Here is a 21,315-nt window from a genome sequence, read left to right on the forward strand (position 1 = left end):
AGGCCGTCTCCTTGGTCCGCATGATCTGCCGTGGCCCGTACCGTATACGGGTTCGCTCCGGCGGGAGTCCCGCCGGTAGGCTCTGAACAGCAGAGATCTTGCAGCATGTTTCTGTGAGATCCGCCAGGGCCGCAGCCAGGGCCTGCCAGGATCTGTCCGCCGGACGATTGATGAGGACGAACGTGCTGATTGCCGGGTTCCCCGCCGGGGCCTGGGGCACCAATTGCTACTTGGTCGCCCCCGCCGCGGGTGAGGAGTGCGTGATCATCGACCCCGGCCACCAGGCCGCCGACGGTGTCGCGGAAGCGGTGAAGAAGCATCGCCTCAAGCCCGTCGCCGTCGTCCTCACCCACGGCCACATCGACCACGTCGCGTCGGTGGTGCCGGTCTGCGGCGCGCACGACGTCCCCGCCTGGATCCACCCCGAGGACCGCTACATGATGAGCGACCCGGAGAAGGCGCTGGGCCGGTCGATCGGGCAGCAGCTGATGGGCGAGCTGACGGTGGGAGAGCCGGATGACGTCAAGGAGCTGGCGGACGGCGGGACGCTCGCGCTTGCCGGGATGGAGTTCGCCGTCTCGCACGCGCCGGGCCATACCAAGGGGTCGGTGACCTTCAGGATGCCCGAGCAGGCCGACATTCCGCCGGTCTTCTTCTCGGGCGACCTGCTCTTCGCCGGCTCCATCGGACGCACCGACCTGCCCGGCGGCGACCACGCCGAGATCCTCCGGTCGCTGGAGCGCGTATGCCTCCCGCTGGACGACTCGACCGTGGTGCTGTCCGGCCACGGCCCCCAGACCACCATCGGCCAGGAGCGTGCCACCAACCCCTTCCTTCGGGAGGTGGCCGCCGGCCTCGGAACGGGCCCCCAGAGCCCGGCTCCGCGACGAGGAATGTGACGAAAGCTTCCGTGAGCACCTTCAAGGCCCCCAAGGGCACCTACGACCTGATCCCGCCGCAGTCCGCGACCTACCTCGCGGTCCGTGACGCGATCTCCGGACCCCTCAAGCGCTCCGGCTACGGCTACATCGAGACGCCCGGCTTCGAGAACGTCGAGCTGTTCGCGCGCGGCGTCGGCGAGTCCACCGACATCGTCACCAAGGAGATGTACGCCTTCGAGACCAAGGGCGGCGACCGGCTCGCGCTGCGCCCCGAGGGCACCGCCTCCGTGCTGCGCGCCGCGCTGGAGGCCAACCTCCACAAGGCCGGCAACCTCCCGGTCAAGCTCTGGTACTCCGGCTCGTACTACCGCTACGAGCGCCCGCAGAAGGGCCGCTACCGGCACTTCTCGCAGGTCGGCGCGGAGGCCATCGGCGCGGAGGACCCGGCGCTGGACGCCGAGCTGATCATCCTGGCGAACGACGCGTACCGCTCGCTGGGCCTGAAGAACTTCCGCATCCTGCTCAACAGCCTCGGCGACAAGGAGTGCCGCCCCGCCTACCGGGCCGCGCTGCAGGACTTCCTGCGCGCCCTGGACCTGGACGAGGACACCCGCCGCCGGATCGAGATCAACCCGCTGCGGGTCCTCGACGACAAGCGCGCTGACGTGCAGAAGCAGCTGGTCGGCGCGCCGCTGCTGCGCGACCACCTCTGCGAGAACTGCAAGGCGTACCACGAGCAGGTGCGCGAGCTGCTGACCGCGGCGGGCGTCGCGTACGAGGACGACCCCAAGCTGGTGCGCGGGCTGGACTACTACACCCGTACCACCTTCGAGTTCGTCCACGACGGGCTGGGCTCGCAGTCCGCGGTGGGCGGCGGTGGCCGGTACGACGGCTTGTCCGAGATGATCGGCGGCCCCGCGCTGCCGTCCGTCGGCTGGGCGCTCGGGGTGGACCGCACGGTCCTGGCGCTGGAGGCCGAGGGCGTCGAGCTGGAGATCCCCGCCAGCACGGCCGTCTTTGCGGTGCCGCTGGGCGAGGAGGCCCGCCGGGTGCTCTTCGGCACGGTCACCGAGCTGCGCAGGGCCGGTCTCGCGACCGACTTCGCGTACGGCGGCAAGGGTCTGAAGAACGCCATGAAGTCCGCGAACCGCTCGGGCGCGCGGCTCGCGATCGTCGCGGGCGAGCGGGACCTGGCGGAGGGCGTCGTCCAGCTCAAGGACCTGGAGAGCGGCGAGCAGTCGCCGGTCGCGCTGGACGCGGTGGTCGCTGCCGTCCAGGAGAAGCTGGCGGGCTGACCCCTCGTTTCTCTGTGCGAAGGGCCCGGTGGTGATGTGCCGCCGGGCCCTTCGTCATGGGCGGGCAGCGCGTTCGAGTGCGCTCGCCTTTATGCGCAGCGAACGGTGAGCGGTGGGCCGGTTGCGGCACAATGTGAGGCTCCACGGCCCTACTGACCACCGGATCGACGGAAACGGCGATATGACGACGACTACGCTTGATGACGTGCCCACCGACCACGCCTCTGACGGCGTCGACGACCGCACCATCGGAGCGGGTCGCCCCTTCGCGCTGCTCCTGGTGATCACCGGCGCCCTCGGCCTCCTCGCGGCCTGGGTCATCACCCTCGACAAGTTCAAGCTGCTCGAGGACCCGAACTTCAAGCCGGCCTGCAGCATCAACCCGATCATCTCCTGCGGCAACATCATGAAGAGCGCGCAGGCCGAGGTCTTCGGTTTCCCGAACCCGATGGCCGGGCTCGTCGGCTTCGGCGTCGTCGTCGCCATCGGCATGGCCGTCCTCGCCGGCGCCCGCTTCAAGGCGTGGTACTGGATCGGCCTGAACATCGGCACGCTGCTCGGCACGGTCTTCTGCATGTGGCTGATGAGCCAGTCCCTGTACGTCATCAACTCGCTGTGCCTGTGGTGCACGCTCACCTGGCTCGTGACGATCCTGATGTTCTGGTACACCACCGTGCACAACATCAAGCACCGGATCATCCCGCTGCCCGCCGGCCTGCGGAACGCCGTCCTGGAGTTCCACTGGGTCGTGCCGGTGCTCTGGTACGGCCTGATCGGGCTGCTGATCCTCACGAAGTGGTGGACGCAGTACTGGAGCACGCTGCTCTGAGACGTCGCTCCGAGGCGCCTTTGATCAGGCGCCCGGCCGCGTTGTCAGTGCGGTGAATTAAGGTCGAAGCGTGGAGCCCGACCTGTTCACCGCCGCTGCCGAAGACCGCCAGGAGAAGGACCCCGCGGGGTCCCCGCTCGCCGTACGGATGCGTCCGCGCACCCTGGACGAGGTGGTGGGCCAGCAGCATCTGCTCAAGCCCGGATCGCCGCTGCGGCGGCTGGTGGGCGAGGGGGAGGGCGGCCCGGCCGGCCCTTCGTCGGTGTTCCTGTGGGGCCCGCCGGGCATCGGCAAGACCACCCTCGCGTACGTCGTCAGCCAGGCGACCAACAAGCGCTTCGTGGAGCTCTCCGCGATCACCGCGGGGGTGAAGGAGGTGCGGTCCGTCATCGACGGCGCCCGCCGCGCCTCCGGCGGGTACGGGAAAGAGACCGTCCTCTTCCTGGACGAGATCCACCGCTTCAGCAAGGCCCAGCAGGACTCCCTGCTCCCGGCGGTGGAGAACCGCTGGGTGACCCTCATCGCGGCGACCACGGAGAACCCGTACTTCTCCGTGATCTCCCCGCTGCTCTCCCGCTCGCTGCTGCTGACGCTGGAGCCGCTCACCGACGACGATCTGCGCGGGCTGCTGAGGCGCGCGCTGACCGACGCGCGCGGGCTGGCGGGCGCGGTGACGCTGCCCGAGGACACCGAGGCCCATCTGCTGCGCATCGCGGGCGGCGACGCGCGCCGGGCGCTGACGGCCCTGGAGGCCGGTGCCGGGTCCGCGATCTCCAAGGGCGAGAAGGAGATCACCCTCCAGACCCTGGAGGAGTCGGTGAACCGGGCGGCGGTGAAGTACGACCGGGCCGGTGACCAGCACTACGACGTGGCCAGCGCGCTGATCAAGTCCATCCGCGGCTCGGACGTGGACGCCGCGCTGCACTATCTGGCGCGGATGATCGAGGCGGGCGAGGACCCGCGGTTCATCGCCCGGCGGCTGATGATCTCCGCGAGCGAGGACATCGGGCTGGCCGACCCGACCGCGCTGCAGACCGCGGTGGCCGCCGCGCAGGCCGTCGCCATGATCGGCTTTCCGGAGGCGCGGATCACGCTCAGCCAGGCGACGATCGCGCTGGCCCTCGCGCCCAAGTCGAACGCGGCGTACATGGCGATCGACGCGGCGCTCGCCGACGTCCGCGCGGGCCTGGCGGGCCCCGTCCCGCCGCATCTGCGCGACTCGCACTACAAGGGCGCGGAGAAACTCGGCCACGGCAAGGGCTACCAGTACCCGCACGACCTCCCCGGCGGCATCGCGGCGCAGCAGTACGCGCCGGACGAGGTGCACGGCAAGCGGTACTACACCCCGACACGGTACGGCTCCGAGGCGCGGTACTACGACGTGGTGGAGCGGGTGCGCGGCAGGCTGGCGGGGGAGGCGGGGCCGTCGGGGGAGTGAGGCCGCTGCGGAAGCGGGCGTTCCGGCACCGCACGGCAGGGCCCTGTCGAACGGGGGCCGCTCACGAGATATCTTGATGTCGAGCAATGTTGCAGACGTGGAGCGGAGCACCGGTGACTGACTCGACCATCATCTATACGCACACCGACGAGGCCCCGGCCCTGGCGACGTATTCGTTCCTGCCGGTGATCGAGGCATACGCCTCGACGGCCGGTGTCGCCGTGGAGAGCCGTGACATCTCGCTGGCGGGCCGGATCATCGCCAGCTTCCCCGAGCGTCTTCGGGAGGACCAGCGCATCGACGACGCGCTCGCCGAGCTCGGTGAACTGGCGAAGACGCCCGAGGCGAACATCATCAAGCTGCCGAACATCTCGGCCTCGATCCCGCAGCTCAAGGCCGCGATCGCCGAGCTCCAGGAGCAGGGCTACGCCCTCCCGGACTACCCGGACGACCCGAAGACCGACGAGGAGCGCGACATCCGCGCCCGGTACGACAAGGTCAAGGGCAGCGCCGTCAACCCGGTCCTGCGCGAGGGCAACTCCGACCGCCGCGCCCCCGCGTCGGTCAAGAACTACGCCAAGGCCAACCCGCACCGCATGGGTGCCTGGTCCGCGGACTCCAAGACCAACGTCGCGCACATGAGCGGCGACGACTTCCGCTCGACCGAGAAGTCGGTCGTCATCGCCGAGGACGGCGCGCTGCGCATCGAGCTGGTCGGTGACGACGGCTCCACCACCGTGCTGCGCGAGTCGGTGCCGGTGCTGGCGGGCGAGGTCGTGGACGCCGCCGTCATGCGCGTCGGCGCGCTGCGCGAGTTCCTCAAGGAGCAGGTCGCCCGCGCCAAGGCCGAGGGCGTGCTGTTCTCCGTGCACCTCAAGGCCACGATGATGAAGGTCTCCGACCCGATCATCTTCGGTCACGTCGTGCGCGCCTTCTTCCCGAAGACCTTCGCGAAGTACGCCGATGTGCTCGCCGGCGCCGGCCTGACCCCGAACGACGGTCTGGGCGGCATCTGGAAGGGCCTGGAGTCGCTGCCCCAGGGCGAGGAGATCAAGGCGTCCTTCGACGCCGAGCTCGCCGAGGGCCCGGACCTGGCGATGGTCGACTCGCACCGCGGCATCACCAACCTGCACGTCCCGAGCGACGTCATCGTCGACGCCTCCATGCCGGCCATGATCCGCACCTCGGGCCACATGTGGAACAAGGACGACCAGGAGCAGGACACCCTCGCGGTCATCCCGGACAGCAGCTACGCCGGCATCTACCAGGCCGTCATCGACGACTGCAAGGCGAACGGCGCGTACGACCCGTCGACCATGGGTTCCGTGCCGAACGTCGGCCTGATGGCGCAGAAGGCCGAGGAGTACGGCAGCCACGACAAGACCTTCGAGGTGCCCACCACCGGCACCGTGCGGGTCGTCGACGGCAACGGCACCGCGCTGCTGGAGCAGGAGGTCAGCGCCGGCGACATCTTCCGCGCCTGCCAGACCAAGGACGTCCCGATCCGCGACTGGGTCAAGCTGGCCGTCACCCGCGCCCGCGCGACCGGCGACCCGGCCGTGTTCTGGCTGGACGAGAGCCGCGCCCACGACGCGAACCTCATCGCCAAGGTCAAGCAGTACCTCCCGGAGCACGACACGGAGGGCCTGCAGATCGAGATCATGTCCCCGTTCGAGGCGACCAAGTTCTCCGTGGAGCGCATCCGCCGCGGCGAGAACACGATCTCGGTGACCGGCAACGTGCTGCGTGACTACCTCACCGACCTGTTCCCGATCCTGGAGCTCGGCACGAGCGCCAAGATGCTCTCGGTGGTGCCGCTCATCAACGGCGGCGGTCTCTTCGAGACCGGTGCCGGCGGCTCCGCGCCCAAGCACGTCCAGCAGCTGGTCAAGGAGAACTACCTGCGCTGGGACAGCCTGGGTGAGTTCCTCGCGCTCGCGGTGAGCTTCGAGCACCTCGCGCAGAAGACGGGCAACGCGCGCGCCCAGGTGCTCGCCGACACCCTCGACCGCGCGACCGGCACCTTCCTCGCGGAGAACAAGTCGCCCAGCCGCAAGCTCGGCGGCATCGACAACCGCGGCAGCCACTTCTACCTGGCGCTGTACTGGGCCCAGGAGCTGGCCAAGCAGACCGAGGACGCCAAGCTGGCCGAGGCGTTCGCGGAGCTGGCCAAGACGCTGGCCGAGCAGGAGCAGACGATCGTCGACGAGCTGATCGCCGTCCAGGGCAAGCCGGTCGACATCGGCGGCTACTACCAGCCCGACCCGGCCAAGGCCGCGGCCGTCATGCGGCCGTCCGCCACGCTGAACAAGGCGCTCGCCTCGCTCAGCGCCTGACGCCGCCCACGGGCCGCTGCCCGTACGCGTACCGCCCCGGCCGGTCCTGCGACCAGCCGGGGCGGTCCCGTATTTGCCCTCACGCCGCCGCGTCGAAGAGGTGGTGCATCGCCCGCCGCAGCTCCATCAGGTCGCGCACGGGTGTGGGGAAGTCGAAGCGGGCGTCGAAGACCTGGTGGCCGGGGTCGGCGAAGCGGACCCGCAGCCCGAAGCGGTCCAGCGCCACCGGTGCGACCGTGCCGCGCGCCGCACAGACCCGCTCGGCCCGGTCGCCGAGCAGCCCGCACAGGTCGCGCACCTGCTCGCCGTGCGAGGAGTGCAGATGCTGCAGCAGCTCGGCCTCGTGGCCCGCCACGGGGTCCGGCGCGGCCTGTGCGAACTCGTCCGGCTCGACGGACTCCGCGCCCCACAGGTCGTCCACGGTGGCCTCGCCGACCTCCAGGCGCAGCATCATCCAGGCGCCCCGCCCGACGGTGCCGGGCAGCGGGTCGGGGCGCAGCGCCTCGCCGATGCCCAGCAGTTCGCCGACGGGGTGCCGCTCGGCGAGCAGCCGGGCGGCGTGCGCCCGGTCCTCGCCGCGTACGGGGGTGAGCCAGCCGGCGACCCAGGCGCGGCCGCGGATGCGGTGCGGCACCGAGACGGGGGCGACGTCCGTGAGTTCCATCACGGCGGTGACGTCGTCGTCCTGGGCGTGTGCGGCGGCCCGGGCGGCCGCGGAATCGCCAGGAACCAGGAGCAGCACGTCTCCTGAGGCGTCGACCGTTCTGCAGGCGGGCGCGGCGAAGCCGGCTTCGTCGAGATCGTGGACTCCGGGAATGGTCAGAGACGCCATAGCATGGGAATCCACGAGGGTTCGCACACGCTCGGCGGCGGTCGGCTGCTGGGCGTCTTCCGTGGGACGCGGCTGACCCGCCTCGGTGCTCTGGCCAGCACTGGGCAGGGGGTTCCCAGGTCGATACATGCGGTCTCCTCGCGCTGCTAAGGTAAGCCTCACCTAACTTACATGGAGGTCCGTTCCACGTGAACCAGTCGCGTCCCAAGGTCAAGAAGTCCCGCGCGCTCGGCATCGCGCTGACTCCGAAGGCCGTCAAGTACTTCGAGGCCCGTCCGTACCCGCCCGGCGAGCACGGCCGCGGCCGCAAGCAGAACAGTGACTACAAGGTCCGGCTGCTGGAGAAGCAGCGGCTGCGCGCCCAGTACGACATCAGCGAGCGCCAGATGGCGCGGGCCTACGACCGTGCCCGCAAGGTCGACATGAAGACCGGCGAGGCGCTGATCATCGAGCTGGAGCGCCGTCTGGACGCGCTCGTCCTGCGCTCCGGCCTGGCCCGTACGATCTACCAGGCCCGCCAGATGGTCGTGCACGGCCACATCTCGGTGAACGACCGCAAGGTCGACAAGCCGTCCTTCCGCGTCCGCCCCGGCGACGTGGTGATGGTCCGCGAGCGCAGCCGCGAGAAGCACCCCTTCCAGGTCGCGCGCGAGGGTGGCTACGCCCCCGACGGCGAGACCCCGCGCTACCTGGAGGTCAACCTCCAGGCGCTGGCGTTCCGCCTGGACCGGGACCCCAACCGCAAGGAGATCCCGGTCATCTGCGACGAGCAGCTGGTCGTCGAGTACTACGCGCGCTGAGCGAGCAGCCCGGCAGCGCACGGCCCGCGCGCCGCTCCCATGGCGCGCGCTGCCTCAGCCCGCCGTCTCCCCGCCGTTCGCGGCAGGGGACACGGCGGGCTCGCCGGTTTCCGGGGGCCGGCCGCCCGCCCCGCCGCGCGGCCGGGGGAGGCCGCCCAGGATGCGCGCGAGCGCCGCGTCCAGGTCCAGCGCCCGGCCCCGCCGCACGCCCGCCTCGTACTCCGCGTCGCCCAGCACCCCGCGGGCCCGCCGCTCGCACAGCTCGTGCGGCTGGTTGAAGTACCGGGAACCGAACAGCGGCGGTCCCACCGACGGCCAGATCCGCGCCGCGGCCCCCTGCAGCACCGCCGCCTCCGCCGCGTCCCCCTCGTCCAGCGTGACCAGCGCCAGCAGCTCCACCGCCAGCACCGCGCCCAGCAGGTCGTGGAAGGCGTGGTCGATCACCAGGCACTCGGTCAGCAGCCGGCGCGCGCCCGCCAGGTCCCCGCGCGTCCGGGCCGCGTACGCCAGGACGTACAGCGCGTACGCCTGAGCCCACCGCTCGCCGTGATCCGCGCACACCTCCCGGACCTCGGCGCACAGCTCCTCGGCCGCCTCCAGGTCACCGCCGAAGGCCACCGTCATGGCCAGCTCGACCTGTGCCATCAGCACGTTGCTGTTCAGCTCGCCGATCTCGCGGTAGGCCGCCAGCGCCGCCCGCAGCAGCGTTCCGGCGCGCGGCATGTCGTCACCGGTCAGCGCCAGGCAGCCGAGGCGGTGCTGCGCATAGGCGGCGGCCCGCGCGTTCCCCGCGCGCTCCGCCTCCGCACGGCACTGCTCCAGCGCGAGCAGCGCACCGGCCGGGTCTCCCTGGAGCACCGCGACATAACCGGTCACCCACAGCGCCTTCAGCCGCGCGTCCTCATGGTCGCTCGGCAGCTGCAAGGACCGCTCCAGCCAGTGCCGCCCCTCCGACAGCCGGCCGCAGCCGACCCAGAAGAACCACAGCGTCCCGGCCAGGAACTGCCCCAAGTACGCCTCCTCCGGCACCTCCAGGCTGTGCTCCAGCGCCAGTCGCACATTGGGCAGCTCCACGTCGAGGCGGGCTGCCACCTCGCCCTGCCGGGGACCGAACCAGTCCAGCTCGCACCAGGTGGCCAGGCCCACGTACCAGTCGCGGTGCCGGCGCCGCAGCCGCTCGGTGTCCTCCAGCGCCGCCAGCCAGTCGGCGCCGTAGGCCCGTACGGTGTCCAGCATCCGGTAGCGCACCCCGACCGGGGTCTCCTCGCGGACCACCACCGACTGCGCGACCAGCTCGGTCAGCACGTCCAGCAGCTCGTCGGCGGGCAGATCGGGCCCCGAGCAGACGTATTCGGCCGCCTCCAGGTCGAACTGCGCGGCGAACACCGAGAGCCGCGCCCACAGCAGCCGCTCCTGCGGCGTGCACAGCTCGTGGCTCCAGCCGATGGCCGTACGCAGCGTCTGATGGCGCGGCAGGGCGTCCCGGTCGGTGCCGGTCAGCAGCCGGAAGCGGTCGTCGAGGCGGCGCAGCACCTGCTCGACGGAGAGGGCGCGCAGCCGTCCCGCGGCCAGCTCCAGCGCGAGCGGAATGCCGTCGAGGCGGTGGCACAGCTCGGCGACCGCCGCGCCGTTGGTCTCGTCGACGGTGAAGCCCGGCACCACGCAGGCCGCCCGGTCGGCGAACAGCTCGACCGCGTCCGGGTCCGGGAGCGGCGGCAGCGGGTGGTTCCGCTCCCCGGGCAGGCCCAGCGGACGCCGCCCCGCGGCCAGTACGCGCACGCCGGGCGCCCGCCGCAGCAGCTGCGCGATCAGCGGCGCGCACTCGGCCACCAGGTGCTCGTAGCCGTCCAGAATGAGCAGCAGTTCGCTGTCGGCGAGGTCGGCGCAGAGCGTCTCGCGGGCCGGGCGGCCGCTGTGGTCGGCCAGCGCCAGCGACTCGGCGACGGCGTGGTCGAGCAGGTGCGGCTCCCGCACGGTGGACAGCTCGATCAGCCACACCCCGTCGCGGAAGCGTTCCGCCAGGTCCCGGCCGGCCTGCGTCGCGAGCCGGGTCTTGCCCACGCCGCCCATGCCGGTGAGCGTGACCAGCCGCGCGGCCGCCACCATTCCGGTCAGCGCGGCCAGTTCGTCCGCGCGCCCGACGAAGCGGTTCAGCTCCGCGGGCAGATTGCCCGGGGCGGACGAGCGGCCGCAGCGGTCTCGGAAAGCAGCGGGGTCCGGTCCCCGGGAGCGTCGCATGGCACACGGAGCGTACTCGGAGGTGTGCGGACCGTACAATCTCGCCGCTCTGTCCCGGGTACGCGCTCCGGCGTACCGGCGCCGCCCCGGAAAGCGGCCGTGGCACACGGGAGCACGGTGCGGAGCGGGAGCCCCGGCGCGATAGGGTCGAAGTCTGCCGATCGAGCAGGACGAGACAAGCAGAGAACCAGTCGGAAAGTGGTGTGCGCGTGTCCGGTGGAGAGGTGGCCGGGATCCTCGTGGCCGTCTTCTGGGCGATCCTCGTGTCGTTCCTCGCCCTCGTGCTGGTGAGGCTCGCGCAGACGCTCAAGGCGACCACCAAGATGGTCTCCGAGGTGTCCGAGAAGGCCGTGCCGCTGCTCGCCGACGCCTCCGACACCGTCCGCTCCGCGCACACCCAGCTCGCCCGCGTCGACGCGATCACCTCCGACGTCCAGGAGGTCACGGCCAACGCGTCCGCGCTCTCCTCGACCGTCTCCTCCGCCTTCGGCGGCCCGCTGGTCAAGGTCGCGGCGTTCGGCTACGGCGTCCGCCGCGCGCTCGGCAAGAAGGGCGCGCCCGAGCCCGAGCACACCGTCGTCGTCGGCCGCACCCTGCCCGCCGCCCGCCGGAGCGGGCGCCGCACCCGTCGCTCCAAGGACTGATCACGCGATGTTCCGCCGCGCATTCTGGTTCACCACCGGCGCAGCCGCCGGGGTGTGGGCCACCAACAAGGTCCACCGCAAACTGCGCAAGCTCCAGCCCGACAGTCTCGCGGCCCAGGCAGCGGACAAGGCGGTGGAGACCGGACAGCGGCTGCGTCAATTTGCATTGGACGTACGCGACGGAATGGCGGACCGTGAAGAGCAGTTGCACGAAGCGCTCGGTCTGACGGAGACCGGAGCGGCGCGCGAGCTGCCGCCCGCCCGCCGGACCGCCGCGCTCGAACCGCACCACCCCACAACACGCATCACCCGGACAACCGGACCGAACCGAAACGAGGACCACTGATGGAGTCGGCTGAAATCCGCCGCCGCTGGCTGAGCTTCTTCGAGGAGCGCGGGCACACCGTCGTGCCTTCGGCGTCGCTCATCGCGGACGACCCGACGCTGCTGCTGGTCCCCGCGGGCATGGTCCCCTTCAAGCCGTACTTCCTCGGCGAGGTCAAGCCGCCGGCCCCGCGCGCCACCAGCGTCCAGAAGTGCGTGCGCACGCCGGACATCGAAGAGGTCGGCAAGACCACCCGGCACGGCACGTTCTTCCAGATGTGCGGCAACTTCTCCTTCGGCGACTACTTCAAGGAAGGCGCCATCAAGTACGCCTGGGAGCTGCTGACCAGCTCCCAGGAGGACGGCGGCTACGGCCTGGAGCCGGAGAAGCTCTGGATCACGGTCTACCTGGACGACGACGAGGCCGAGCGCATCTGGCACGAGGTCGTCGGCGTGCCCAAGGAGCGCATCCAGCGCCTGGGCAAGAAGGAGAACTACTGGTCCATGGGCGTGCCGGGCCCGTGCGGCCCGTGCTCCGAGATCAACTACGACCGCGGCCCCGAGTTCGGGATCGAGGGCGGCCCGGCCGTCAACGACGAGCGGTACGTGGAGATCTGGAACCTGGTCTTCATGCAGTACGAGCGCGGCGAGGGCACCTCGAAGGAGGACTTCGAGATCCTCGGCGAGCTGCCCAGCAAGAACATCGACACCGGCCTCGGTCTCGAGCGCCTCGCCATGATCCTGCAGGGCGTACAGAACATGTACGAGACCGACACCCTGCGCGTGGTCATCGACAAGGCCACCGACCTGACCGGTGTTGCCTACGGTGCCGGCCACGACACCGACGTCTCGCTGCGCGTCGTCGCCGACCACATCCGTACCTCCGTCATGCTCATCGGCGACGGCGTGACGCCCGGCAACGAGGGCCGCGGTTACGTGCTGCGCCGCATCATGCGCCGCGCCATCCGCAACATGCGTCTGCTGGGCGCCACCGACCCGGTCGTCGCCGACCTGGTCGACGTGGTCATCAAGACGATGGGCCAGCAGTACCCGGAGCTCCTCCAGGACCGCAAGCGCATCGAGACCGTCGCCCTCGCCGAGGAGGCCGCCTTCCTCAAGACGCTGAAGGCCGGCACGAACATCCTCGACACCGCCGTGACCGAGACCAAGGCCGCCGGCGGCAAGGTCCTCGCCGGCGACAAGGCGTTCCTGCTCCACGACACCTGGGGCTTCCCGATCGACCTCACCCTCGAAATGGCCGCCGAGCAGGGCCTGTCGGTGGACGAGGACGGGTTCCGCCGCCTGATGAAGGAGCAGCGGGAGCGCGCCAAGGCCGACGCCCAGGCCAAGAAGCACGGCCACGCCGACCTGTCCGCCTACCGCGAGGTCGCCGACGCCTCCGGCTCGACGGTCTTCACCGGCTACACCAACACCGAGGGCGAGTCCTCGGTGGTCGGCCTGCTGGTCGACGGCGTCTCGGCCCCGGCCGCCCACGAGGGCGACGAGGTCGAGGTCGTCCTGGACCGTACGCCGTTCTACGCCGAGGGCGGCGGCCAGCTCGCCGACACCGGCCGCATCAAGACCGACACCGGCGCCGTGATCGAGGTCCGCGACGTCCAGCAGCCGGTCCCGGGCGTCACCGTCCACAAGGGCTCGGTCCAGGTCGGCGAGATCACCGTGGGCTCGCCCGCGTTCGCCACCATCGACGTCACGCGCCGCCGGGCCATCGCCCGCGCCCACAGCGCCACGCACCTCACGCACCAGGCGCTGCGCGACGCCCTGGGCCCGACGGCCGCCCAGGCCGGTTCGGAGAACTCCCCGGGCCGCTTCCGGTTCGACTTCGGCTCGCCGACCGCCGTGCCCGGCACGGTCCTCACGGACGTCGAGCAGAAGATCAACGAGGTCCTCTCGCGCGAACTGGACGTCACCGCCGAGGTGATGAGCATGGACGACGCCAAGAAGCAGGGCGCCATCGCCGAGTTCGGCGAGAAGTACGGCGACCGCGTGCGCGTGGTGACCATCGGCGACTTCTCCAAGGAGCTGTGCGGCGGTACGCACGTCCACAACACCGCCCAGCTGGGCCTGGTGAAGCTGCTCGGCGAGTCCTCCATCGGCTCCGGCGTGCGCCGTGTGGAGGCCCTCGTGGGCGTCGACGCGTACAACTTCCTCGCCCGCGAGCACACGGTCGTCTCGCAGCTGACCGAGCTGGTCAAGGGCCGGCCCGAGGAGCTGCCCGAGAAGATCTCCGGCGTGCTGGCCAAGCTCAAGGACGCCGAGAAGCAGATCGAGCAGTTCCGCGCGGAGAAGGTCCTGCAGGCCGCCGCCGGGCTCGCCGAGGGCGCCAAGAACGTGGGCGGCATCGCGCTGGCCTCCGGCCAGGTGCCCGACGGCACCTCCGCCGACGACCTGCGCAAGCTCGTCCTGGACGTGCGCGGCCGCATCCCGTCCGACCGCCCGGCCGTGGTCGCCCTGTTCACGGTCACCAACGGCCGCCCGCTGACCGTCATCGCCACCAACGAGGCCGCCCGTGAGCGCGGCATCAAGGCCGGCGACCTGGTCCGTACGGCCGCCAAGACGCTCGGCGGCGGTGGCGGCGGCAAGCCGGACGTCGCCCAGGGCGGCGGCCAGAACGGCGCGGCCGTGCCCGAGGCCATCGAGGCCGTCGAGCGGCTCGTGGCGCAGGCGGGCTGACCGTTGCGACGAGGCAGGCGGATCGCCGTCGACGTCGGGGACGCCCGGATCGGGGTCGCCTCGTGCGACCCCGACGGGGTCCTCGCGACACCGGTGGAGACCGTGCCGGGACGGGACGTCCCGGCCGCCCACCGGCGCCTGGCGGCGATCATCGAGGAGTACGAACCGCTGGAGGTCGTCGTCGGCCTGCCCCGCTCCCTGAACGGGGGAGAGGGGCCGGCCGCGGCCAAGGTGCGGGCCTTCGCGCAGCAGATGGCGGCGAACATCGCGCCCGTGCCGGTACGGCTGGTGGATGAGCGGATGTCGACCGTCACCGCAGCTCAGGGCATGCGCGCCGCCGGCGTGAAGGCCAAGAAGGGACGTTCCGCCATCGATCAGGCGGCGGCCGTCGTCATCCTGCAGAGCGCGCTGGAGACCGAACGTACCTCCGGTCAGGCGCCCGGAGAGAGCGTCGAGGCGGGCGGCTGATCGCGGTACGGTAACGTTCCGCGCGACCGGCCGCGTTCGAACAGTGGCGCGTGCAAGAAGAGGCGGTCAGTACGTCAGCAGCGCTGCCGGCCACGGAGCGCACCGCCTCGCGGCTCTAGGGGATCGATGACTGAGTACGGCCGGGGCTACGGCTCCGAATCCTGGCATCACGAGGACCCTCTCTACGGGGAGTCCTACGGTGACCAGGGTGCCTACGGCGGCCAGGCTTCCTACGGGAACCAGGACCCCTACGCGGGGCAGCAGCCCGGCTGGGGCGCCCCCGGGCCGGAGCAGCAGCACCACTACGAGTACGACGCGTACGGCCAGGCCGTGCAGCCCGGCGGCGTGCCGTACGACCCGTACGGTCAGCAGCCCGACCCCTACGGCGGCGCGGCGCCGGACTACTACGGCACGCACGACGGCTACCCGCCCCAGCATCAAGGCCGGCAGCTGAGACACGACCAGACCGCGCCGATGCCCGTCGTGCCCCCGGAGCCGCAGCCGGGCGACTGGCAGGGCGCCGGGCACGACGAGCCCTGGCACGACGAACCGCCCCGGCACGAGCCGGAGCCCGAGCACGCGTTCTTCTCCGGCGGCGACCCGGAGGACCACGACGCCGAGGACGACGGTCGCGCGCCGCGCGGCAACCGCCGGTCGGATCGCGAGCGCCGCGGCAAGGAGCAGCGGCCGAAGCCCAAGCGGCGCGGCCGCGCGCTCGCCACGGTCGTCGTCCTCGCGGTGCTCGCCGGCGGCGGCTACCTCGCCTACGACCGGTTCGGTCCCGCGCCGGACTACGAGGGCGCGGGCACCGGCAGCGTGCAGGTGGAGATCCCGGACGGCTCGCCGGTGCTGCAGATGGGGCTGCTCCTCAAGGAGGAGGGCGTCGTCAAGAGCGCCGACGCGTTCACCGAAGCGGTCACCGCGAACGCCAAGGCCGAGGCGGGGCTCCAGCCGGGCGTCTACACGCTGCGCAAGCAGATGTCGGCGGCCTCGGCCGTGGCGCTGATGCTCAGCCCGCAGAGCCGCAACAACCTGACGATCCCGGAGGGCTCGCGCGCCGTCGCGGTCTACGAGCGCATCGACAAGAAGCTCGAACTGAAGACCGGTACGACCAAGAAGGTCGCCGCGAGTCAGGCGAAGAATCTCGGCCTGCCGTCCTGGGCGGACAACGATCCCGACATAAAGGACCCGCTGGAAGGCTTCCTGTACCCCTCGACGTACGAGGTGAACAAGAAGATGAAACCGGCGGATGTGCTCAAACAGATGGTCGACCGGGCAAAGCAGAACTACGCCCGTTACGACCTGGCGGGACAGGCGAGGAAACTCGGTCTGGATTCGCCGCTGGACCTCGTCACGGTCGCCAGCCTCACCCAGGCCGAGGGCACCTCCCACGACGATTTCCGCAAGATGGCCGAGGTCGTCTACAACCGCCTGGACCCGGGCAATTCGCAGACCTACGGCAAGCTCGAATTCGACTCGACGTACAACTACATCAAGAACCAGAGCGAACTCGACATTCCGATCAGCGCCATCAAGAACTACGACAACCCCTACAACACGTACTTCTACAAGGGGCTGCCGCCGGGGCCGATCGGAAACCCGGGCGAGGACGCGCTGGAGGCGTCGATCCACCCGACCGAGGACGGCTGGTACTACTTCGTCGCCATCAACGGAAAGACGTCGTTCGCCAAGACCTACGCCGAGCACGAAAAGCTCGTCCAGGAATTCAACAAGACCCGCTAGAGAACGGCTGAGGGCAGCACCCGTGTCAGGAACCCACCACAAGGCGGCGGTCCTCGGATCGCCCATCGCCCACTCGCTCTCGCCGGTGCTGCACCGCGCCGCGTACGACGAACTGGGCCTGGCCGGCCGGGAGTACGGCCGCTTCGAGATCGACGAGGCGGCCCTGCCCGGCTTCCTGGCGGGGCTGGACGATGCCGAGTGGGCGGGCCTCTCGCTCACCATGCCGCTCAAGCGCGCGGTCATCCCGCTGCTCGACGAGATCAGCGAGACCGCCGCCGCCGTCGAGGCGGTCAACACCGTGCTCTTCACCGAGGACGGCCGCCGCACCGGCGACAACACCGACATCCCCGGCATCCAGGAGGCGCTGCGCGAGCGCGGCGTGACGAGCGTCGAAAGCGCCGCCATCCTCGGGGCGGGCGCCACCGCCTCCTCCGCCCTCGCCGCGCTCGCCCGCGTCTGCACCGGCGAGGTGACCGTGTACGTCCGCAGCCAGACGCGCGCCGACGAGATGCGCGGCTGGGGCGAGCGGCTGGGCGTCACCGTGCGCACCGCGCTCTGGGACGCCGCAGCGAGCGCCTTCGCCGAGCCCCTGGTGATCGCCACCACCCCGGCCGGGACCACGGACGCGCTGGCCGGCGCGGTGCCCGAGCGCCCCGGCACCCTCTTCGACGTGCTGTACGAGCCGTGGCCCACCGCGCTCGCCGCCGCCTGGTCCGCGCGCGGCGGTGCCGTCGTCGGCGGCCTGGACCTCCTGGTCCACCAGGCCGTCCTCCAGGTCGAGCGGATGACCGGCTGTGAGCGGGCCCCGCTGGCCGCGATGCGCAAGGCGGGCGAGGCGGCGCTGGCGGCCCGCTGAGCCTCCCCGGCGTTCCCCGGCCGTTCCGTCTGCTGGACTGGCCGCCGGCCGCGGCGCCGGACATGGGAGGATCAGGGGAAGAACGTACGCGCAGTACACGAGGAGCACCGTTGAGCAGGTTGCGCTGGCTGACGGCGGGGGAGTCGCACGGCCCCGCACTGGTGGCGACGCTGGAGGGCCTTCCGGCCGGCGTCCCCGTTACCACGGACATGGTGGCGGACGCCCTGGCCCGTCGCCGGCTCGGCTATGGCCGCGGTGCCCGTATGAAGTTCGAGCGCGACGAGGTGACCTTCCTCGGCGGCGTCCGGCACGGCCGCTCGCTGGGCTCGCCCGTCGCGATCATGGTGGGCAACACCGAGTGGCCCAAGTGGGAAAAGGTCATGGCGGCCGACCCGGTGGACGAGGCGGAGCTGGCCGAGCTGGCCCGTAACGCGCCGCTGACCCGCCCCCGCCCCGGCCACGCCGACCTGGCCGGCATGCAGAAGTACGGCTTCGACGAGGCCCGCCCGGTGCTGGAGCGCGCCTCGGCGCGCGAGACCGCGGCCCGCGTCGCGCTGGGCGCCGTCGCCCGCTCCTACCTCAAGGAGACGGCCGGCATCGAGATCGTCAGCCACGTCGTCGAGCTGGCCGCCGCCAAGGCCCCGTACGGCGTGTACCCCAAGCCCTCCGACGTGGAGAAGCTGGACGCCGACCCGGTGCGCTGCCTGGACGAGGAAGCCTCGAAGGCGATGGTCGCGGAGATCGACCAGGCCCACAAGGACGGCGACACCCTCGGCGGCGTCGTCGAGGTGCTGGCGTACGGCGTGCCGGTCGGTCTCGGCAGCCACGTCCACTGGGACCGGCGCCTGGACGCCCGGCTGGCCGGTGCCCTGATGGGCATCCAGGCGATCAAGGGCGTCGAGGTCGGCGACGGCTTCGACCTGGCCCGCGTGCCCGGCTCGAAGGCGCACGACGAGATCCTCGCGACCGACGAGGGGATCAAGCGCGCCTCCGGCCGTGCCGGCGGCACGGAGGGCGGCCTGACCACTGGCGAGCTGCTGCGCGTCCGCGCCGCCATGAAGCCGATCGCGACCGTCCCGCGCGCCCTGGCCACCGTGGACGTGTCCACCGGCGAGGTCGCGCAGGCCCACCACCAGCGCTCCGACGTCTGCGCCGTGCCGGCCGCCGGCATTGTGGCCGAGGCCATGGTCGCGCTGGTCCTCGCGGACGCCGTCGCGGAGAAGTTCGGCGGCGACAGCGTGCCCGAGACCCGCCGGAACGTGCAGTCCTTCCTCGAGAACCTGGCGATCCGGTGAGCGAGCCGGTGACCACCGGTCCGGCCGTCGTCCTCGTCGGCCCCATGGGCGTGGGCAAGACCACGACCGGAATGGCGCTCGCCGAGCGGCTGGGCACCACCTTCCGGGACACCGACGCGGACATCGTCGCGGGCGCGGGCAAGCCGATCTCGGAGATCTTCATCGACGAGGGCGAGCCGCACTTCCGCGAGCTGGAACGGCAGGCCGTACGCGCCGCGGTGACCGAGCACGCCGGGGTACTGGCGCTGGGCGGCGGCGCGATCCTGGACGCCTCCACCCGCGAGCTGCTGTCCGGGCTGCCCGTCGTCTTCCTGGAGATGGGCGTGGCCGAGGCGGTCAAGCGGGTCGGCCTGGACGCGCCGCGCCCGCTGCTGGCGGTCAACCCCCGGCAGCGCTGGCGCGAGCTGATGGCCGAGCGCCGCCCGCTGTACATGGAGGTGTCCCGCGCCGTGGTGTCCACGGAGGGACGTACCCCCGAGGACGTCGCCGAGGCCGTCCTCGACGCATTGGAGCTGAGGAAAGCATGACCGACGCACCCATCCGCATCCAGGTCGGCGGCTCGGCCGGCTCGGACCCGTACGAGGTCCTCATCGGCCGGCAGCTGCTCGGCGAGCTCCCGACCCTGATCGGCAAGCAGACCAAGCGCGTCGCGGTACTGCACCCCGAGGCGCTGGCCGCCACCGGTGAGGCGCTGCGCGAGGACCTCGCGGGCCAGGGCTACGAGGCCATCGCCATCCAGCTGCCGAACGCCGAGGAGGCCAAGACGGCCGAGGTCGCGGCGTACTGCTGGAAGGCGCTGGGCCAGACCGGCTTCACGCGGTCGGACGTCATCGTGGGCGTCGGCGGCGGTGCCACCACCGACCTGGCGGGCTTCGTGGCGGCCACCTGGCTGCGCGGGGTGCGCTGGATCGCCGTACCGACGACCGTACTGGGCATGGTCGACGCGGCCGTGGGCGGCAAGACGGGCATCAACACCGCCGAGGGCAAGAACCTCGTCGGCGCCTTCCACCCGCCGGCCGGTGTCCTCTGCGACCTGGCGGCGCTGGACTCCCTCCCCGTCCACGACTACGTCTCGGGCCTGGCCGAGGTCATCAAGGCGGGCTTCATCGCCGACCCGGTCATCCTGGAGCTCATCGAGGGCGACCCGGAGGGCGCGAAGCGCCCCGACGGCCCGCACACCGCCGAGCTGATCGAGCGTGCCATCCGCGTCAAGGCCGAGGTGGTCTCCGGCGACCTCAAGGAGGCCGGCCGCCGGGAGATCCTCAACTACGGGCACACCCTGGCGCACGCCATCGAGAAGAACGAGCGGTACAACTGGCGCCACGGCGCGGCCGTTTCGGTCGGCATGGTCTTCGCCGCCGAGCTCGGCCGGATCGCCGGCCGGCTGGACGACGCGACCGCCGACCGGCACCGTGCCGTCCTCGGCGCGGTCGGCCTGCCGCTGACCTACCGGGGCGACCAGTGGCCCAAGCTGCTGGAGACCATGAAGGTCGACAAGAAGTCCCGCGGCGACCTGCTGCGCTTCATCGTCCTGGACGGGCTGGCCAAGCCGACCGTGATGGAGGGCCCCGACCCGGCCATGCTCCTCGCGGCCCACGCCGAAATCGCCGCCTGACCCCGTTCCGAACAGCTTCGCCGCCCCCGGCCGTTCCCTCAACTACGGCCGGGGGCGGTACTGTTCGATACCGTTCCAGCACCTCACCCCACGAGACGGAGAGCCACCGGATGCAGCACCCAGGGGGGGTTCCGCTGCCACCGCCGCATCTGCCGGGCAGCGCCGGGACCTGGACCGACCCCCAGGCCCGTTCCATACCCTCCGGGCCGCAGCAGCGGCCCCCGGCACCGGCCGCGCCGCCTCCGCCGCACGGCGCGCCGACCGGCCCGCCGCCGCCCCCGCAGGGCGCCCCGACCGGTCCGCCGCCGCCCCCGCAGGGCGCGCCCGCGGGCTGGGCCGGCACGCAGCAGACGCCGCGACCGGAGTCCACGGGCCACATCCGGCTGCCCGACGGCAATCCCGTCGCGCTGCCGACGCCGCCGCCCGGCACGGTCCCCGACGCCGCGCACACCGCCGTCGCGGTGCTGCTCATCGGCCCCGCGGGCGCGGGCAAGACCAGCGTCGCGCGGCACTGGGCCGACCTCCGCCGGGTGCCCACGGCACACATCAGCCTGGACGACGTACGCGAATGGGTACGGGCCGGGTTCGCCGACCCGCAGCAGGGCTGGAACGACCACTCCGAGGCGCAGTACCGCCTGGCCCGCCGCACCTGCGGCTTCGCCGCGCGCAACTTCCTCGCCAACGGCATCTCCTGCATCCTCGACGACGCCGTCTTCCCCGACCGCCCGGTCGTCGGCCTCGGCGGCTGGAAGCGGCACGTGGGCCCGGGGCTGCTGCCCGTCGTACTGCTCCCCGGCCTGGAGATCGTCCTGGAGCGGAACGCGCAGCGCAGCGGCAACCGCCGGCTGACCGACGAGGAGGTCGCCCGCATCCACGGCCGGATGGCCGGCTGGTACGGCTCGGGCCTGCCGATCATCGACAACTCCAGCCACGACGTGGCGACCACGGCGCGGATGCTCGACGAGGTCGTGGCCCGCAGCCTGGCCAGCCCGCCGGCCTGGTGACGGGCTGACCGCTCCGGTGGCGGCCG

The 21,315-nt window shown here is 71.7% G+C and carries 18 protein-coding genes; 16 read left to right on the top strand and 2 right to left on the bottom strand.

Translation table 11 applies throughout. The features are described 5' to 3' along the window. Window positions 1-182: 182 nt before the first annotated feature. The 5 genes from ACIGXO_RS20640 (at window position 183) to ACIGXO_RS20660 (ending at window position 6,779) form a co-directional block, all read left to right on the top strand. Window positions 183-899 carry an MBL fold metallo-hydrolase gene (locus ACIGXO_RS20640; RefSeq protein ID WP_399788605.1) on the top strand — a complete coding sequence of 239 codons (717 nt, stop codon included), beginning with the start codon at window positions 183-185 and terminating at the stop codon, window positions 897-899. An 11-nt stretch (window positions 900-910) separates the two neighbouring features. Then, window positions 911-2,176 (top strand): histidine--tRNA ligase, encoded by a 1,266-nt coding sequence (gene hisS, locus ACIGXO_RS20645; protein ID WP_399788608.1) that lies wholly within the window; start codon window positions 911-913, stop codon window positions 2,174-2,176. 181 nt (window positions 2,177-2,357) lie between these two features. Next, on the top strand, window positions 2,358-3,005 hold the full coding sequence (locus tag ACIGXO_RS20650; protein ID WP_399788611.1) for a vitamin K epoxide reductase family protein: 648 nt from the start codon (window positions 2,358-2,360) through the stop codon (window positions 3,003-3,005). 70 nt (window positions 3,006-3,075) lie between these two features. Next, entirely contained in the window at window positions 3,076-4,443 is a 1,368-nt protein-coding gene (locus tag ACIGXO_RS20655) for a replication-associated recombination protein A (RefSeq protein ID WP_399788614.1), read from the top strand. A 113-nt stretch (window positions 4,444-4,556) separates the two neighbouring features. Then, on the top strand, window positions 4,557-6,779 hold the full coding sequence (locus ACIGXO_RS20660; protein WP_399788617.1) for an NADP-dependent isocitrate dehydrogenase: 2,223 nt from the start codon (window positions 4,557-4,559) through the stop codon (window positions 6,777-6,779). A 79-nt stretch (window positions 6,780-6,858) separates the two neighbouring features. Here the strand turns inward: ACIGXO_RS20660 and ACIGXO_RS20665 are convergent, their stop codons facing one another. After that, window positions 6,859-7,611, bottom strand: a complete 753-nt coding sequence (locus ACIGXO_RS20665; protein WP_399788619.1) for a DUF2470 domain-containing protein — start codon at window positions 7,609-7,611, stop codon at window positions 6,859-6,861. A 188-nt stretch (window positions 7,612-7,799) separates the two neighbouring features. On the opposite strand from ACIGXO_RS20665, the gene rpsD reads away from it, so the two are divergent. Beyond that, window positions 7,800-8,411, top strand: a complete 612-nt coding sequence (gene rpsD / locus ACIGXO_RS20670; protein WP_399788622.1) for a 30S ribosomal protein S4 — start codon at window positions 7,800-7,802, stop codon at window positions 8,409-8,411. A gap of 54 nt (window positions 8,412-8,465) precedes the next feature. On the opposite strand, the gene ACIGXO_RS20675 is transcribed toward rpsD, so the two are convergent. Further along, window positions 8,466-10,649: an ATP-binding protein gene (locus ACIGXO_RS20675; RefSeq protein ID WP_399788626.1), complete on the bottom strand. Its 2,184-nt coding sequence runs from the start codon at window positions 10,647-10,649 to the stop codon at window positions 8,466-8,468. A gap of 209 nt (window positions 10,650-10,858) precedes the next feature. Between ACIGXO_RS20675 and ACIGXO_RS20680 the strand changes: the two genes are divergently transcribed. From ACIGXO_RS20680 to ACIGXO_RS20725, 10 genes are all read left to right on the top strand, one after another. After that, window positions 10,859-11,293 (top strand): DUF948 domain-containing protein, encoded by a 435-nt coding sequence (locus ACIGXO_RS20680; protein WP_399788629.1) that lies wholly within the window; start codon window positions 10,859-10,861, stop codon window positions 11,291-11,293. A gap of 7 nt (window positions 11,294-11,300) precedes the next feature. Further along, window positions 11,301-11,639 carry a DUF6167 family protein gene (locus tag ACIGXO_RS20685; RefSeq protein WP_399788631.1) on the top strand — a complete coding sequence of 113 codons (339 nt, stop codon included), beginning with the start codon at window positions 11,301-11,303 and terminating at the stop codon, window positions 11,637-11,639. Continuing rightward, complete coding sequence (alaS, locus tag ACIGXO_RS20690; RefSeq protein WP_399788634.1) at window positions 11,639-14,308, top strand: alanine--tRNA ligase; 2,670 nt, start codon at window positions 11,639-11,641, stop codon at window positions 14,306-14,308. The genes ACIGXO_RS20685 and alaS overlap by 1 nt, the downstream gene beginning before the upstream one ends. A gap of 3 nt (window positions 14,309-14,311) precedes the next feature. Further along, window positions 14,312-14,776 carry a Holliday junction resolvase RuvX gene (ruvX, locus tag ACIGXO_RS20695; RefSeq protein ID WP_399788637.1) on the top strand — a complete coding sequence of 155 codons (465 nt, stop codon included), beginning with the start codon at window positions 14,312-14,314 and terminating at the stop codon, window positions 14,774-14,776. A 126-nt stretch (window positions 14,777-14,902) separates the two neighbouring features. Then, a complete protein-coding gene (gene mltG / locus ACIGXO_RS20700) occupies window positions 14,903-16,519 on the top strand; it encodes an endolytic transglycosylase MltG (RefSeq protein WP_399788640.1) in 1,617 nt (538 codons plus the stop codon). 22 nt (window positions 16,520-16,541) lie between these two features. Next, complete coding sequence (locus ACIGXO_RS20705; protein ID WP_399788643.1) at window positions 16,542-17,375, top strand: shikimate dehydrogenase; 834 nt, start codon at window positions 16,542-16,544, stop codon at window positions 17,373-17,375. 110 nt (window positions 17,376-17,485) lie between these two features. Next, a complete protein-coding gene (aroC, locus tag ACIGXO_RS20710) occupies window positions 17,486-18,670 on the top strand; it encodes a chorismate synthase (RefSeq protein ID WP_399788645.1) in 1,185 nt (394 codons plus the stop codon). A 44-nt stretch (window positions 18,671-18,714) separates the two neighbouring features. Beyond that, window positions 18,715-19,197, top strand: a complete 483-nt coding sequence (locus ACIGXO_RS20715) for a shikimate kinase (protein ID WP_399789660.1) — start codon at window positions 18,715-18,717, stop codon at window positions 19,195-19,197. Further along, entirely contained in the window at window positions 19,194-20,285 is a 1,092-nt protein-coding gene (aroB, locus tag ACIGXO_RS20720; RefSeq protein ID WP_399788648.1) for a 3-dehydroquinate synthase, read from the top strand. The genes ACIGXO_RS20715 and aroB overlap by 4 nt, the downstream gene beginning before the upstream one ends. A 110-nt stretch (window positions 20,286-20,395) precedes the next feature. Then, entirely contained in the window at window positions 20,396-21,289 is an 894-nt protein-coding gene (locus ACIGXO_RS20725; protein ID WP_399788651.1) for an AAA family ATPase, read from the top strand. Window positions 21,290-21,315: the final 26 nt, after the last annotated feature.

The sequence above is a fragment of the Streptomyces sp. NPDC053542 genome (genome assembly GCF_044544685.1).
In the GTDB taxonomy this organism is placed as follows: Bacteria; Actinomycetota; Actinomycetes; order Streptomycetales; family Streptomycetaceae; genus Streptomyces.